Consider the following 14,758-nt stretch of genomic DNA (forward strand, 5'->3'; position numbering starts at 1 on the left):
AAACTCTGTTGATTTTACTCAACTTAGAGTTTTCACTGAACGATTCATCAAGTGCTTTAGAACCAGTGATGAGCCACTGTGGCTTGAAGGTTTTCAATCCTTGTTGCACGAGCATTAGAGCCTTCCATAATCAGCTGTGTGGACGCAGAAGACTACAAAATCGATTTCTGTCCATTCTCTTTTAGTAGTCTTTTGCCAGCAAGTAATCTGCCACAATTTGATCAATAATAATATGGTCAACACAGCCTTTTTGTAGGAGGGCAAAGAGGCTAGGAGCCTTTGGAGTACCTGAAGCTAAAATAGCTACTTCGTTCATCATTTCTAATTCTTCGAGAGTGATACCGACCATTCGCTTGCTTAAATTAGTGTCAATACTTTTTCCGTTTTGATCATAGAAAGTAGCGAGTGCATCCCCGATTATTTCTTTTTGATGGATGTCAGCTTCATCTTCTGGTGAAACAATTCCTAGTTGCTTATAGGTAGAAGACTGGGCAGGATTCCCAATGCTGACGAGTGCTAAATCTACTGCTAGGGCTTTTTTATGAGATTTTTTAATAAAGGAGGAATGCATGAGTTCTTCCTTTTGCAGGGCTGTATCAGCAATAGCTGGAGCATAATAATAGCTGACAGAGGCTTGGTATTTTTCTGCTAATTGAAAGCAGAGGTGGTTGGAGTGGAGATGGAGTGATTCGACACTGGCCCCTCCCATGAGCGGAACAATCGAGAGGTGTTGGTAGGGCATGGGATGAGCAGCTTGGATGAATTCATAGATAGTGGAGCCCCAGCCGATCCCAATAGAAGAAAGGTCATAGGCACGATGTTCGATAAAATCAGCAAGTGCCTGTCCAATGTGGATTTTGGCTTGATTGTCTGAATTTCCACTAGGGGTAATCCGAACTGTTTGCAGATTATATTTTTCGCGAAGCTGATGTTCCATTTCAAGGGTAGAGGAGTGCTGTGGAGAAACGGTGATACGCACAATTCCTTTTTGTTTTGCTTCTTTGAGCAAGGTTGCCACAGTAGGACGACTCAATTGAAGGTGATGAGCAATTTCGGTCTGTGTTTTTTCCTCCTCATAAAAAAGTCGAGAAACTTGGTACATCAGTTGATTACGGTCTGTCATCTGTCAAAAAATCCTTTGTTTTTCTTTTATTATATCGTTTATTTTTACAAATGTAAAATCAATTTAAAAAATAATTTTCATATGAAAAAACAAGTGCTATAATCAAGATAGAAATATCGTTTTAAAACAGAAAGGAGAACCTATGAAAGTCGGTTCAAAATATCTTTACGAGGTCGCAAAAAGCGAGAATTTCGCTATCCCTCATGCGAATTTTATTGATTCGGATTCAGCCCGTGCTTATGTGACAGTAGCAGAACGCCGAGGATTGCCTCTGCTCTTGGCCTATGCGCAGTCTCATTCTTCTATCCTTTCGCTAGAAGAGGCAGCAGCAATTGGGAACTATTATGCGGATTCTGTGTCAGTGCCAATCGTCTTGCACCTTGACCACGGTGCGGATTTTGATTTCATCAAACGTGCGATTAACCTAGGTTTTACCTCTGTCATGATCGATGCTTCACAAGAATCCTTTGAAGACAATATTGCTATCACACAAAAAGTGGTGGAATATGCCCACGAAAGAGGCATTGTAGTTGAGGCAGAATTGGGGCATGTGGGAGCCAATGATACATCAGAGGCAGCAGAATTAACGAACTCAGTGTATACAGAAGTCGGTGATGTGCAAGCCTTTATGGCAGCGACCGATGTGGATTCTTTGGCGGTGTCCATCGGTACAGCCCATGGCGTTTATAAGGGAACTCCAAAAATCAATTTTGATCGTTTGCATGAAATTGCGGAATTGACTAGTGTTCCCCTGGTCTTGCATGGCGGTTCTTCTTCTGGTGATGAGAATCTTGGCCGCTGTGCCCGTGAAGGCATCACCAAAATCAATATCTATACGGACTTTATCGTAGCAGCTCAAAAGGCGGTCAAAGAAATCGATACAGATGATTATATCGTTTCGCGTAAGGCAGCAGAAAATGCGATGGGAGCCGTCTTAGAGCATTATTATGATGTTTTTGGAACACAAAAAATCTAGGAGAATCACATGAGTAAAGTAGCAGTAAAAGCCCCATTTTTCATGTTCAACCCAAAATCATATCTTTTTGGTGATGATATCGTTGAAATGGCGAAAGTAGCAGAAGAAATGGCTGTTCAGTATCCGGAAGTCTCTGTTTTTGTAACCTGTCCATTTGCGGATATTAGCCGTGTTGCAGCAGTAACAAATAAGGCTATCGTATCAGCCCAGCATATCGATGGGATCAAGACAGGGCGTGGGATGGGGCATGTCCTTCCAGAAGCTGTTAAGGCAGCAGGAGCACAGGCCACCTTCCTAAATCATGCGGAACGTTCATTGACTTTTAGTGAATTGGTTAAGGCAGTTGAACGGGCTAATGAGTTGGATATAGTGACAGTAGTGTGTGCGGATTCCCTCAAGGAGGCGCGTGCGATTGCCACTCTTGAACCAGATATTATCCTTTGTGAGCCAACTGAATTGATTGGTACGGGCAATACCAGTGATGCTTCCTATGTCACTAGCACCAACGAAGCCATCAAGACGGTATCACCAAATACCCTTGTCATGCAGGCAGCAGGTATCTCCAGCGCCCAAGATGTATACAATGTCATTGAACTTGGCGCAGACGGAACGGGTTGTACCAGTGGTATAACTGGGGCACCGAATCCTAAACAAATGCTACGCGACATGGTGGAAGCGGCTGTCAAAGCTAGTAAAGCATAAGGAGAAGTCAAATGAAATTACATAAGACAACTTTTACCGTTGAAACCGAAGCTGGGAAAGCAACCTATGTTGATATTACGCCAAAACTTAGGGAAATCGTCAAAGAAAGTGGGATTCAAAATGGTTTGTTGGCCATGATTTCGCCTCATACAACCTGTGCAGTCTTCTTCGAAGAGTTTGCCCATGACTATACAGAGGATGGGGATGAGTCCTTGCAGGCCGATCTCAATCATGTATTGGAAAAAATTGTACCAGACCATACCAGTACAGACACCTATATTTACCCTGGAGAAGCTCATTACCAGGCTGTAGAATCTTGGCCAAATGCGGCGGAATACCTACCAGGTGGTGATCGGAGAGCTCTCTGGAATGGAGATGGTCACTTGAAAGCAACCCTAATTGGTTCCAGCCAGTTAGTCGATGTCACCAATGGTGATTTAGGAGTTGGTAGCACAGGTTACTTCTACTTTGTAGACTACGACAAAACTCGCGGACGTACTCGTAAGTGCCAGGTGACAGTGTTTGGAGAATGAGTAGGTGAAATATCTGTCAGCTGTTATTTTAGATTTTATAGCATGTAAATCTTAATCGATAACCTTTTTTAAAGATTATCGATTTTTTAATTAGTACACTAAATTTTGCCAGTCATAGAAAAAGACTGTCTTAATTATTCTTTGTAAGCGTTTTATAATGAAGGTACAAAAAATAATTAAGACAGTAAAGGAGTCACAAAAATGACAGATTGGCTAAATATCACAGGTAAAACCGTTGTTGTCACAGGAGCCTCATCCGGGATTGGCCGGGCAGTTGTCGAAGAACTGCTTGCCTTAGACGTCAATGTTGCAAATTTTGATATTGCAGACAACGACCTTAAACATGACAACCTTTTGTTTCAAAAGGTGGATGTCACTTCCCGTGAACAGGTAGAAGCTGCCGTAGCAGCAACGATTGAGAAATTTGGAACCATTGATGCAGTCGTCAACAATGCAGGCATCAATATTCCGCGGCTGTTAATTGACCCTAAAGACCCTCATGGCAAGTACGAACTGGATGATGCTGTTTTTGATAAGATCACGACGATCAATCAAAAAGGTCTTTATCTGGTCAGTCAGGCAGTTGGCCGAGTGCTTGTTGATAAGAAAGAGGGCGTTATTATCAATATGGCATCAGAAGCAGGACTTGAAGGTTCTGAAGGTCAGAGTGCTTATGCAGCAACCAAAGCAGCTGTTTACAGCTATACCCGCTCATGGGCCAAAGAACTGGGCAAGCACAATGTCCGTGTCGTTGGAGTAGCGCCGGGCATTATGGAAGCAACCGGTTTGAGAACGCTTGCTTATGAAGAAGCACTCGGGTATACTAGAGGTAAAACGGTTGAAGATATTCGTGCAGGCTATGCGTCGACAAGTACAACCCCATTGGGACGCAGCGGTAAGCTGAGTGAAGTTGCAGATCTTGTGGCTTATCTTCTTTCTAAGCGCTCCAGCTATATTACTGGCGTGACCATCAATGTGGCCGGAGGTAAGACACGCGGATAAAAAATTATAGGATGGTGAAAGGTGGCATTAGTTAATCGTTGGTATCGTATCTTAGATACCTTAATAGCACAGCACAGCGTCACTTTAGAAGATCTGCGGGCGGATCTTAACGTCAGCATGCACACCTTGCAAAAGAGTATTGAGCAGCTCAATGATCTGCTGGATGCTGACATTCAAATTAGACAGAAAGGCAACCGGCTCTTTCTTGAAGTGTATGATTATGCCAGGCTTGAGGATATTATGGCAGGAAGTCTCAGAAAAGAAAGCGACTTTAATTCTGCCAGCAAGCGCTGCTCTTACCTGATAAAACAGCTGATAAGAAGCACCTCGCCCCTTCTTATTGATGATTTGGCAGAATCAATCGGTGTCAGCCGTACGACAATCAATAAGGATTTGAAACAGGTCAAAAATTTAGCCGGCAGCTATCACATTCATATTGCAGGCAAGCCCAACCACGGTTTGGAGATTGCCGGTGAGGAGTTAAACCTGCGGCTCTTTTATATCCATCATGTTTATTCTTATTTTGATTCAGATACGCTGACAGATGAGACGCTAGATTTTTTGGAAAACTTATATACCGACTTTAAAATCCCCAGAAAAACGCAGGAGCTGTTGACTAAGGTGATCTCCATCACGGTAGCGCGTATCAAGCGGGGAAAGCCGCTGGAAGATTTTATCAAGTATTATACAAACGATGTTAAACAGTCGTCTTTTGTAGAAACACTGATTTATCATATTGAAATGGCTTACCAGATTTCACTGAGCCAGTATGAACAAGATTTTCTGGTATTTCCGCTGAACACACAGTTTATTGACGGCTTAACCTACACACAGACACAGCTCACAGATTTACAGGTGCTCTACCAGCGTCTGGTCAGGCGTATCAAAGAAGCGCTGCTTTTGACCTTTGATGAAGACCGCTTGTTTGTTGAAATTCATACGCATTTAAAGTTTCTGATTAATCGGCTGATTTTCCGGGTCCAGATCAATGATATTTTCCACGGGGAAATCCGGCAGAAGTATCCTTTAGCTTTTGAAATGGCTAAGGTCGCCGGCGAAGAACTGCAAAGGCAATTCGGCCATGAGCTGGAACAGTCAGAGATGAGCTATCTGGCCCTTTATTTTGAGATGATTTTGCACGAAAATGAGCCGGTTTCTGATGGCAGGAAGCGAAGAATTGCTGTTGTCTGCACGACAGGCAGGGGGACAGCAAACATGATTTATCGGCAGCTGATGCGGGTGCTTGGACGCGACATCGAAATTGTTCAATATTCGGAAGAGGGGTTTAATCCCAGAGCAGATGATGATTATTTTGCTGTTTTTACGACAGTTCCGCTGAAATTCAGCCATCTGAAATCGCCTGTCATCCACATTACCAATTTATTCGATGACCAGTGGCTGCGCGAAGAGTGGCAGCGGGTCAAACACTATCATCAAAAAAATCTGAAAACAATTAACCTACAGTTTGTCAGACTGTCAAAAGCTGCAAGCTATCAAGACTATTTGAAGCAGATGGCAGGCCTTTTAGAAGACAGACAATTAGTGGACAGTGATTTTGGCCGGCGGATTTTAGAGCGGGAAGAAAAGCAGTCAACCGTCTTTGGCAACGGCATTGCCTTTCCCCACACGGTCAATCAGACACAAGGGAAAACCATTTTGATGCTGGGGCTTTTGGAAGATAGCTTCACTGTCGGCAAAGAGACGGTGGAATTCATCTTTCTGGTAGCTATTCCTCAAGCAGTCGAGCCTCAAATGGAAAGCGAACTGCTGGAACTCTATGATGATATTTTCAGAATTGCCGGTGATGATGATCTAAAAGATGACTTGAGAAAAGTAAGGACTGAAGCAGATTTTATTGCTTTAACCAGACAGAAAGGAATTTTCTAATGAATGCTATGATTGTGTTCGGAAGTGTAGTGCTTGCTGCCTATGCCTTGCAGATCATGTTTGGCTTGAGACAGATTAAGCATTTCAACCAGGTTTATGCCGCCTTGCGGCGTCAGGGCCGTGTAGCTATAGGCCGCAGAGCCGGTAAGGTGAAATCAGGAACGATTGTTATGTTTGCTCTTGATAAAAAAGGCCGCGTCTTAGATGCACGAAAGATGCAGGGCGTGACCGTAGCTGCCCGTTTTAAAGAAATGCCGGCTTATATCGGAGAGGACATCCATTATTTTGACAGCTATAATCCCTTGGTGCGTCAGGAAAATAAGCTGCTGCAGATCGCGATTGAAGATGCCAGAGAAGTCTTTCTAAGAACAGAGGCCGGCGTTTACAAAGATGTACCTAAGGCTGCTCCTCTGGTTGATGTCGGTCTCCAAGCCAAGCTGCTCTTGGCTCGTCTCAAATTGCAATTTAAAAAATCATAAATGAACACGGGCTAAAATCCTAGTAAAAAAGATAAGCGTCCTTGTGTCTTAGCGACACGGCGTCCGTTTCCTATTTTTATACGGATTTCTTTACGCCTTAGTATCTTATGTAACTGAACACGCCTACGACTCTGTGGAAAAAGAAAAAGTTTCCTAGATGCACACAGCATCTTCGTCAACTTTCCTATTTTCCTTTGAGTCGCTTAACGGCTTAGTACCTTAATAAAAGGAGTTTGTTATGAAGTATATTACAAAATTTGCTGAGGGTTTCATGAAGCTCTTCCAAGCCGGCGGTGATAATTTTATCAGCTGGATGACGGGAATTGTTCCTGTAGTCTTGATGCTTTTGGTAGCCATGAATGCTCTCATTGCCTTAATGGGTGAAGAACGCGTCAACAAATTGGCTCAGATTTCTGCTAAAAATCCGGTCAGCCGTTACATGATTTTGCCTTTTATTTCAGCTTTTATGCTGGGAAATCCAATGGCAATCAGTATGGGACGCTTCATGCCGGAATATTATAAACCAAGCTACATAGCCTCACAAATGCAGTTCTGCCATACCTCAAACGGGGTATTTCCTCACATTAACCCGGGTGAATTGTTTGTCTGGATGGGAATCGCCTCAGGGATAAAGACATTGGGTCTCAGTCAAATGGATCTGGCTATCCGTTATTTGCTGGTTGGTTTGATTATGAACTTTATCGGCGGCTGGGTAACCGACCTTACCACCGCATGGGTCTGCAGGCAGCAGGGAGTGACTCTAAGCAAGACGCTTGATTGATGCTTGGGACAGAAAACTTTGGATTTAGACAAATGTAATTGAAACTGCGCGGCGATGTTAAGAAATTTCGCAGAAGCCGGTCAAATGTAATGAATTGAAAGAGAGAAGCCTTATGACATACAGAAGCATTAAAGTTGTAAAAGGAAGTGGCGGCTTTGGCGGACCGCTGACCATCACACCGACAGAAGAAAAGCACAAGTTTATTTACATCACAGGCGGCGGCGAAAAGCCGGAGATCGTTGATAAAATCGTTGAATTGACAGGAATGGAAGCTGTTAACGGCTTTAAAACTTCTATTCCGGATGAAGAAATAGCCCTTGCTATTGTGGATTGCGGCGGCACCCTTCGCTGCGGCATTTATCCTAAAAAAGGTATACCGACCATTAATATTGTAGCGACCGGGAAAAGCGGACCTCTGGCACAATACATTACAGAAGATATTTATGTATCGGCCGTAGGTCCTGAACAAATCACTGCTGCCCAAGCTAGCGATGAAGCCGCTGCTCAGGTACAGTCTCAGCCGGCAGAACCCAAAGTTCAGACGGAAAGTTATGACACCAGCAAGAAAATTACGGAACAGCGCGCTGAAAGCAGTTTTGTTGCCCGTATTGGCATGGGAGCCGGTAAAGTGGTTGCCGTCTTCAATCAGGCAGCGCGTGATGCCATTCAAACCATGCTGAACACCATTTTACCGTTCATGGCCTTTGTATCGCTGTTAATCGGTGTTATTCAAGGCTCCGGTATCGGCAATTGGATTGCTAAACTGATGATTCCGCTGGCCGGCAATGTCTGGGGACTGATACTTATTGGTTTTATCTGTTCACTGCCTTTCTTATCACCGCTGCTTGGTCCCGGTGCTGTTATTTCGCAAATCATTGGAACTCTTATCGGTGTTGAAATCGGCAAAGGAAGCATTCCGCCGCAAATGGCTCTTCCGGCTCTGTTTGCCATCAATACGCAGAATGGCTGTGATTTCATCCCTGTTGCCCTAGGGTTATCAGAAGCCGATGCTGAAACAGTAGAAGTTGGCGTACCATCTGTGCTTTATTCACGTTTCTTAAACGGTGTGCCAAGAGTTATTGTGGCATGGCTGGCAAGCTTTGGTTTATATCAATAAAAGAGTATAATAAGATTAAAAAGGAAGTGAAAGAAAATGACTAAAATTTTTGAAGCCAAGGTTCTTAAAGTTGGTCCGGAAGCAGCCGGTATGATTAAAGATGCCAATATGCTGATCCTTTTCGGCGAAGAAGCCCCTGAAGATTTGGCAGAATACTGCTACAAAATTGACAATAAAGACTTATCAGGATCGATAGCAGCAGGCGGCCGGCTGGTGATCGATACTCAGGAATTTCCGATTACCGCAGTTGGCGATGTCGTTGAAAAGAATTTAAAAAACCTGGGCCATATTACCATCTCTTTTGATGGCTCAAGTGAAGGTTCACTCCCGGGAACCCTCCATGTTCAGGCAAGCGAACCCGTGACTCTGGGATCAGGATCAGTCATCCGGCTGTTCAGTTAAAGACAAGTTTCTTCAAAACAATCTGACTTAGTTTTGGAAATCTAAAAGACAAGACCAAGCGTTATAAAAGACCTCTTTAGGAGGTTTTTTATTTTGTGTGTAAAAGTTTTGTTACAGCATTGACATTATATATATATATATATAATAGTTCTGTAAAGATTTTCAAAATAGGAGAAAACGAATGAAAAAAGAAGAAAGAAAAGTTTTACCGATTTTAGCTTTGGTTTTTGGGGGGATAGCACTAGCTACGTCTTGGATGCCTTTCGTTAATAATGCTTCAGGAGTATTAGCACTTGTTGCTTTCTTTTTAAGTATTGTTGCTTTAATTGTAAATCGAAAAAATAAAAAAATGTTAACATTGATTTCAGTAGCAACTGCAGTCATCTCTTTTGTTATAGTTCTTGTAACTCAATCCACTTATAGTGCTGTTTTAAATGATGCTAGCAAGCCTTATAAAGACTCTACTATCAAGGCGAGTAGTTCTAGTAATTCTAAAAAGACAAAACTTACAAATCTCGAAGCTTTAAATATCTTAGCTGATGGATCAAAATCTACAGATGAACTTTATGTTACTGATAAAATTAAAGTTGGGGAAGATAGCGATGTCGTGCCTGGAATCTATGATTTGCAAATTACAGGAGGCAGTGGAAATATAACAGGAGAACGTTCATCAACTTTTTCTGGCCTATATATTAATTGGTTAGGCTCTGCCCTTGATGGCAGTAACATTGAATACCCATCAACAATTAGAGTTATTCTTTTTGAAGGTGACACTTTAGAATTTACTGACATTTCAAAAGTAAAATTTACGGCCGTTTCAAATACTGTTAAAATGAGTAATGAATTAGGAATTGGCAACTACGTAGTTGGACGTGATATTAAACCGGGAACCTATAAATTGGATACTAATGTAACGATGGATCCTGAATTTGAAAATTTAGGGTGGGACATTTCCATATATAATATAGATGCAGATAATTCTAAAGAACAAAATTATAACCCAGACAACACAGATGTTGTTGTAAAGCTTAAAGAAGGTGAAATAGTTACGACTAACTTTGATAATACTCAATATGATGTTTCTGGTGACACAGCCAAATTAATTTTTACTGCGGTCAATCAATAAAAATTATAGGATATATCATGACCTTGTGCAGTCGCTATAGGTCATTTTATTATTTGTCTCTAGAAATTTCAAAAGATTTTGCTATAATAATAACTAACTACTTTTGAATTGGAGAAATCATATATGACTGCACAAAAAATGTCAGCGCAAGAAATTATTGCGTTTATTGGAAATGCTGAGAAAAAGACCAACGTAAAGGTAACGTTTGAGGGAGAGCTGGCTGGAGCTGTGCCCGATTCTGTTGTTAAATTGGGAAATGTTCTTTTTGGTGACTGGAAAGATATTGAGCCTTTGCTGGCAAAACTGACTGAGAATAAGGACTATGTTGTTGAGCAAGACGGCCGTAATTCAGCGGTTCCTTTGCTTGATAAGCGCCGCATTAATGCCCGTATTGAACCGGGCGCAATCATTCGTGACCAGGTTACTATTGAGGATAATGCTGTTGTTATGATGGGAGCTGTTATCAATATCGGTGCTGAAATTGGTGAAGGCACGATGATTGACATGGGCGCTATTCTCGGCGGACGTGCCACTGTTGGCAAAAACAGCCATATCGGTGCCGGAGCTGTCCTTGCCGGTGTCATTGAGCCTGCTTCAGCAGATCCTGTTCGCATCGGAGACAATGTTTTGGTTGGTGCCAATGCCGTTATTATTGAGGGAGTGCAAGTAGGCAGCGGTTCAGTTGTAGCAGCCGGCGCAATTGTTACTCAAGATGTTCCTGAAAATGTTGTGGTTGCCGGTGTTCCTGCACGGGTCATCAAAGAAATTGATGCACAGACGCAGCAAAAAACAGCGCTTGAAGACGCTCTTCGCAACCTCTAAAGATTCTAGCTGCTTGATTTGCCAGCAATTGTGATTGGTCTAAGGACAGTTATGCAGCGTTTATCTTTCATGAAATGAAGATACTGCTGCTCATTTGGTGTTGGTATTTCTGCTTATTGATCAAAGAGGTTTTTTATATAAAAATAAAGCTTGTGTTTGCCACAGGCTTTTCTTGAAAGGACTAAAGATGATACTTGACCTTATTAAAATTCGCCGTGATTTGCATCAGATTCCGGAAATTGGCTTGGAAGAAGTAAAAACGCAGGCCTATCTCCTTGAGCGGATTGGTGAGATAACTGCCGGAAAAGATTTTGCAGAACAGCGCACTTGGCGGACTGGAATTTTGGTCTTCTTAAAGGGCTCGGCACCTGAGAAAACCGTTGGCTGGCGTACAGATATTGACGCTCTGCCTGTGACAGAAGAGACAGGACTTGCCTTTGCCAGCCGCCATCAAGGGCGTATGCATGCCTGCGGCCATGATATGCATATGACAGTTGCTCTTGGCTTACTAGATGAAATGGTGCAAGTTCAGCCGAAAAATAACCTTCTCTTTCTCTTCCAGCCAGCAGAAGAAAATGAGGCCGGCGGTATGCTTATGTATGAAGACCATGCTTTTGGTACTTGGGAGCCTGATGAATTTTACGGCTTGCATGTTCGTCCTGACTTTAAGGTCGGCGATATTGCGACCAATAGGGGAACTTTGTTTGCCGGAACATGCGAGGTTTTTATCACTTTCAAGGGCAAAGGCGGACATGCGGCCTTTCCGCATGAGGCTAATGATGCTTTAGTGGCGGCTTCTTACTTTGTGACGCAGGTACAGACCATTGTCAGCCGCAATGTTGACCCTATTGAAGGCGGTGTTGTCACTTTTGGTTCTATGCATGCCGGTACAACCAACAATGTCATTGCTGAGACAGCGACCCTGCACGGGACTATCCGTACCCTGACACAGGATATGAGTTTGCTGATTCAAAAGCGCGTGCGTGAAATGGCAGAAGGCCTCGCAGCTTCTTTTGGCTTAGAAGTAGATGTCAGCTTAAAACAGGGCGGCTATCTGCCGGTTGAGAATAATCCGGAGCTGGCTGAGCAGCTGATGGCTTATTTCGAGCAAGCAGACGGTGTCCATTTGATTGACTGCCCGCCGGCTATGACGGGGGAAGACTTCGGCTATTTGCTCAATAAAATTCCCGGGGTCATGTTCTGGCTGGGCGTTGATACGCCTTATGCCCTGCATCATCCCAAAATGAGTCCAAAGGAAGAGGCACTGCCTTTTGCTGTTGAAAAAATCAGTGGTTTCTTAAAGACCAAAGCACATTAAAAAATCCTTGCAGGTACAAGCTGCAAGGATTTTTTATAAAAGGAAAAGGGAAGAGCACCAGTTTTCACTGATGCTCTAGGAGATTTATGAAAAAGGGGAAATAAATTAGGAAAGTTTATCTCCCCAACCACTTGGGGAAGTGGTTGTTTTAGGATGATTAAATTATATAAGAGAAACCTTAAAGAAATCTTAAACTGGAATTTTTATTTTATTAAAAGCAAAAAGCCTTATTTTATCAGATTTACAGGCTGAAAAAACAGGAATTGTAACATTTTTTGATCTATATTGCTTGTTATCCATCTGAGTTAATAATAGGAAAAACGGCCTAATCGTGTTATGATATTAGCATGACAAAAAAAGAACTAAGAGCTCAGATGATAGAGCAGCTAAAAAAGCAGGACAAGGCTGTTAAGGCCCAAAGGGACAAGGAGCTGTTCCATAGGTTTATTGGACTTGAGGCCTATCAAAAAGCTCAGACTTTAGCAACATATCTGGCTTTTCCTTTTGAATTTGACACCTCTTTGCTGATTGAGCAGGCACAAAAAGATGGGAAAAAAGTAGTGGTTCCAAAGGTTTATGGACAAGGGGAAATGATTTTTGTTTCCTATGATGCTGCTGATTTAACAATGAGCGCATTTGGCCTCAAAGAGCCAAGAAGCAATCAGGCTGTTGATAAGTCATTGATCGATCTTATTCATGTGCCGGGACTTGCTTTCAATGAGGATGGCTACCGTCTTGGTTTTGGCGGCGGTTATTATGACCGCTATCTGGCTGACTTTACGGGCAGTACGGTCAGCACCATCTATCCTTTTCAGACTATTGACTTTGAGCCCAGTCATTTTGATATTCCAGTGAAAGAGGTATTACGATATGGAGAGCTTTAAAAAATATCCTGCAACCTCATTTTTATTAGTGCTGACAATATTGGTCTTTCTGGCCATGCAGGTTTTTTATTTCGGTCAGGCAGCAGAGACTCTTGCGGTCTTTAATTTTGGCGGTATGTACGGTGATGTGGTGGTTCAGATGCCCAGCCAGCTCTGGCGGTTAATAACCCCCATTTTTGTTCACATCGGCTGGGAACATTTTTTATTTAACAGTCTGACACTGTACTTTGTCGGCCAGCTGGCAGAAAGCATTTGGGGTTCCGGAAAATTCTTGCTCCTTTATCTTTTATCCGGAATAATGGGAAATGTTTTTACGCTTTACTTTACGCCGAGTGTAGTGGCAGCCGGTGCTTCGACGTCTTTATTCGGCTTATTTGGAGCTATTGCAGTTCTAGGCTACTTCGGGCACAATCCTTACTTGAAACAGCTGGGGCGTAATTACCAGGCCTTGATTGCCATCAATCTGATTTTTAATCTTTTTATGCCAAGTGTGAGCATTGCCGGGCATTTGGGCGGCATTGTTGGCGGGGTGGTCTCAGCGGTCATTCTGCCCAGTCAAAGAGAAAAGAATGTCTTTAGGCCCGCTCAGCGCTTTCTGGCGCTTCTGCTTTATTTAGGCCTTGCTCTGGGCCTGCTGTTTTTAGGCTTCCATCGCTGATGTTCATAAAGATAAAAGAACTCGAGGCTATTTCGAGTTCTTTTGTTTGTTTTCTTTGTCTAATTCTTTACCGAGACTGATAATATAAGATTTCAGCTCGTCTTTAACCTGAGGGTGCTTCAAGGCGTAATCAATTGAGGTCTTCATGAAGCCGAATTTATCGCCGACATCATAACGTTTGCCGGTGAATTCACGCGCGAAAACGCGCTGTGTTTTGTTGAGAGTGTCAATAGCATCTGTCAGCTGAACTTCATTGCCGGCACCGGGTTTTTGGGTTTCCAGAATGGTAAAGATTTCAGGTGTCAGCAAATAGCGGCCGATAATAGCCAAATCGCTGGGGGCCTCTTCAGGGGCCGGTTTTTCAACGAAAGTATCAACACTGTAAAGACCGTTCACTCCTTCACCGTGGGGAGCGATAACGCCATAGGCAGAAACTTCATCGTGCGGAACCGGCATAACAGCAATGGTTGAAGCATGGGTGTGGTCGTAGTCGTTGATGAGCTGGCGTGTCAAAGGAACGGCCTGTTCATCTGTAATATCCATGAGATCATCACCGAGCATTACAACAAAGGGTTCATTTCCAACGAAAGCTTTGGCCTGCAGGACAGCATCCCCCAGTCCGCGCGGATGGCTCTGGCGAATAAAGTGCAGGTTAATGGCAGTAGTGTCATTGACGAGCTTGAGAAGGTCCGTTTTTCCTTTTTGTTCAAGGTTGTATTCCAGTTCAAAGTTGGAATCAAAGTGGTCTTCAATGGAACGTTTTGATTTACCGGTAACAACCAAAATATCCTCAATGCCTGATTTTAAGGCTTCTTCTACGATAAATTGAATGGTCGGTTTATCGACAATGGGCAGCATTTCTTTGGCCAGTGCTTTAGTGGCCGGCAGGAAACGAGTTCCCAGACCTGCTGCGGGGATGACTGCTTTTCTTACTTTTTTGCTTGGCAT

16 protein-coding genes are annotated in these 14,758 nt (G+C 43.1%); 14 read left to right on the forward strand and 2 right to left on the reverse strand.

Annotation, left to right across the window (positions count from 1 at the left end):
- Window positions 1–181: 181 nt before the first annotated feature.
- Window positions 182–1,123 carry a sugar-binding transcriptional regulator gene (locus AC4HAN_RS06105; protein WP_491091706.1) on the reverse strand — a complete coding sequence of 314 codons (942 nt, stop codon included), beginning with the start codon at window positions 1,121–1,123 and terminating at the stop codon, window positions 182–184.
- A gap of 142 nt (window positions 1,124–1,265) precedes the next feature.
- Here AC4HAN_RS06105 and AC4HAN_RS06110 point away from each other — a divergent pair, with 142 nt between their 5' ends.
- The 14 genes from AC4HAN_RS06110 to AC4HAN_RS06175 all read left to right on the forward strand — a co-directional run bounded on the left by AC4HAN_RS06110 (window position 1,266) and on the right by AC4HAN_RS06175 (window position 13,810).
- Entirely contained in the window at window positions 1,266–2,099 is an 834-nt protein-coding gene (locus tag AC4HAN_RS06110) for a class II fructose-bisphosphate aldolase (protein ID WP_491091707.1), read from the forward strand.
- Between the two features lie 9 nt (window positions 2,100–2,108).
- Complete coding sequence (locus AC4HAN_RS06115; protein ID WP_491091708.1) at window positions 2,109–2,801, forward strand: triose-phosphate isomerase; 693 nt, start codon at window positions 2,109–2,111, stop codon at window positions 2,799–2,801.
- Between the two features lie 11 nt (window positions 2,802–2,812).
- A complete protein-coding gene (locus AC4HAN_RS06120; RefSeq protein ID WP_491091709.1) occupies window positions 2,813–3,334 on the forward strand; it encodes a YjbQ family protein in 522 nt (173 codons plus the stop codon).
- 201 nt (window positions 3,335–3,535) lie between these two features.
- Window positions 3,536–4,336, forward strand: coding sequence for an SDR family oxidoreductase (locus tag AC4HAN_RS06125; RefSeq protein ID WP_491091710.1), 801 nt, complete (start codon window positions 3,536–3,538; stop codon window positions 4,334–4,336).
- A gap of 21 nt (window positions 4,337–4,357) precedes the next feature.
- Window positions 4,358–6,223, forward strand: a complete 1,866-nt coding sequence (locus AC4HAN_RS06130) for a BglG family transcription antiterminator (RefSeq protein ID WP_491091711.1) — start codon at window positions 4,358–4,360, stop codon at window positions 6,221–6,223.
- Entirely contained in the window at window positions 6,223–6,702 is a 480-nt protein-coding gene (locus tag AC4HAN_RS06135; protein WP_491091712.1) for a transcriptional regulator GutM, read from the forward strand. Before AC4HAN_RS06130 ends, AC4HAN_RS06135 begins: the two co-directional genes overlap by 1 nt.
- A gap of 238 nt (window positions 6,703–6,940) precedes the next feature.
- Complete coding sequence (srlA, locus tag AC4HAN_RS06140; protein ID WP_491091713.1) at window positions 6,941–7,483, forward strand: PTS glucitol/sorbitol transporter subunit IIC; 543 nt, start codon at window positions 6,941–6,943, stop codon at window positions 7,481–7,483.
- Between the two features lie 112 nt (window positions 7,484–7,595).
- A complete protein-coding gene (gene srlE / locus AC4HAN_RS06145) occupies window positions 7,596–8,600 on the forward strand; it encodes a PTS glucitol/sorbitol transporter subunit IIB (RefSeq protein WP_491091714.1) in 1,005 nt (334 codons plus the stop codon).
- 36 nt (window positions 8,601–8,636) lie between these two features.
- Window positions 8,637–9,002 carry a PTS glucitol/sorbitol transporter subunit IIA gene (locus AC4HAN_RS06150; RefSeq protein WP_491091715.1) on the forward strand — a complete coding sequence of 122 codons (366 nt, stop codon included), beginning with the start codon at window positions 8,637–8,639 and terminating at the stop codon, window positions 9,000–9,002.
- A gap of 181 nt (window positions 9,003–9,183) precedes the next feature.
- Window positions 9,184–10,128: a hypothetical protein gene (locus AC4HAN_RS06155; RefSeq protein ID WP_491091716.1), complete on the forward strand. Its 945-nt coding sequence runs from the start codon at window positions 9,184–9,186 to the stop codon at window positions 10,126–10,128.
- Window positions 10,129–10,251: 123 nt separating this feature from the next.
- A complete protein-coding gene (gene dapD, locus AC4HAN_RS06160) occupies window positions 10,252–10,950 on the forward strand; it encodes a 2,3,4,5-tetrahydropyridine-2,6-dicarboxylate N-acetyltransferase (protein ID WP_491091717.1) in 699 nt (232 codons plus the stop codon).
- Window positions 10,951–11,137: 187 nt separating this feature from the next.
- The gene (locus tag AC4HAN_RS06165; RefSeq protein WP_491091718.1) at window positions 11,138–12,268 is read left to right on the forward strand and encodes an N-acetyldiaminopimelate deacetylase; all 1,131 of its coding nucleotides are present in this window, start codon (window positions 11,138–11,140) and stop codon (window positions 12,266–12,268) included.
- Window positions 12,269–12,615: 347 nt separating this feature from the next.
- A complete protein-coding gene (locus tag AC4HAN_RS06170; protein WP_491091719.1) occupies window positions 12,616–13,152 on the forward strand; it encodes a 5-formyltetrahydrofolate cyclo-ligase in 537 nt (178 codons plus the stop codon).
- Window positions 13,139–13,810 carry a rhomboid family intramembrane serine protease gene (locus AC4HAN_RS06175; protein ID WP_491091720.1) on the forward strand — a complete coding sequence of 224 codons (672 nt, stop codon included), beginning with the start codon at window positions 13,139–13,141 and terminating at the stop codon, window positions 13,808–13,810. The genes AC4HAN_RS06170 and AC4HAN_RS06175 overlap by 14 nt, the downstream gene beginning before the upstream one ends.
- A 27-nt stretch (window positions 13,811–13,837) precedes the next feature.
- Here AC4HAN_RS06175 and galU read toward each other — a convergent pair whose 3' ends face one another.
- On the reverse strand, window positions 13,838–14,758 hold the full coding sequence (galU, locus tag AC4HAN_RS06180; protein ID WP_491091721.1) for a UTP--glucose-1-phosphate uridylyltransferase GalU: 921 nt from the start codon (window positions 14,756–14,758) through the stop codon (window positions 13,838–13,840).

The organism is Streptococcus sp. ELY_86 (assembly GCF_058314495.1).

Excerpts from the sequence above, each read along its gene's own strand:
- AC4HAN_RS06105 (WP_491091706.1), bottom strand. The coding sequence starts at position 1,123 with ATGACAGACCGTAATCAACTGATGTACCAAGTTTCTCGACTTTTTTAT.
- AC4HAN_RS06110 (WP_491091707.1), top strand. The coding sequence starts at position 1,266 with ATGAAAGTCGGTTCAAAATATCTTTACGAGGTCGCAAAAAGCGAGAAT.
- AC4HAN_RS06115 (WP_491091708.1), top strand. The coding sequence starts at position 2,109 with ATGAGTAAAGTAGCAGTAAAAGCCCCATTTTTCATGTTCAACCCAAAA.
- AC4HAN_RS06120 (WP_491091709.1), top strand. The coding sequence starts at position 2,813 with ATGAAATTACATAAGACAACTTTTACCGTTGAAACCGAAGCTGGGAAA.
- AC4HAN_RS06125 (WP_491091710.1), top strand. The coding sequence starts at position 3,536 with ATGACAGATTGGCTAAATATCACAGGTAAAACCGTTGTTGTCACAGGA.
- AC4HAN_RS06135 (WP_491091712.1), top strand. The coding sequence starts at position 6,223 with ATGAATGCTATGATTGTGTTCGGAAGTGTAGTGCTTGCTGCCTATGCC.
- srlA (WP_491091713.1), top strand. The coding sequence starts at position 6,941 with ATGAAGTATATTACAAAATTTGCTGAGGGTTTCATGAAGCTCTTCCAA.
- srlE (WP_491091714.1), top strand. The coding sequence starts at position 7,596 with ATGACATACAGAAGCATTAAAGTTGTAAAAGGAAGTGGCGGCTTTGGC.
- AC4HAN_RS06150 (WP_491091715.1), top strand. The coding sequence starts at position 8,637 with ATGACTAAAATTTTTGAAGCCAAGGTTCTTAAAGTTGGTCCGGAAGCA.
- AC4HAN_RS06155 (WP_491091716.1), top strand. The coding sequence starts at position 9,184 with ATGAAAAAAGAAGAAAGAAAAGTTTTACCGATTTTAGCTTTGGTTTTT.
- dapD (WP_491091717.1), top strand. The coding sequence starts at position 10,252 with ATGACTGCACAAAAAATGTCAGCGCAAGAAATTATTGCGTTTATTGGA.
- AC4HAN_RS06165 (WP_491091718.1), top strand. The coding sequence starts at position 11,138 with ATGATACTTGACCTTATTAAAATTCGCCGTGATTTGCATCAGATTCCG.
- AC4HAN_RS06170 (WP_491091719.1), top strand. The coding sequence starts at position 12,616 with ATGACAAAAAAAGAACTAAGAGCTCAGATGATAGAGCAGCTAAAAAAG.
- AC4HAN_RS06175 (WP_491091720.1), top strand. The coding sequence starts at position 13,139 with ATGGAGAGCTTTAAAAAATATCCTGCAACCTCATTTTTATTAGTGCTG.
- galU (WP_491091721.1), bottom strand. The coding sequence starts at position 14,758 with ATGCCAAGCAAAAAAGTAAGAAAAGCAGTCATCCCCGCAGCAGGTCTG.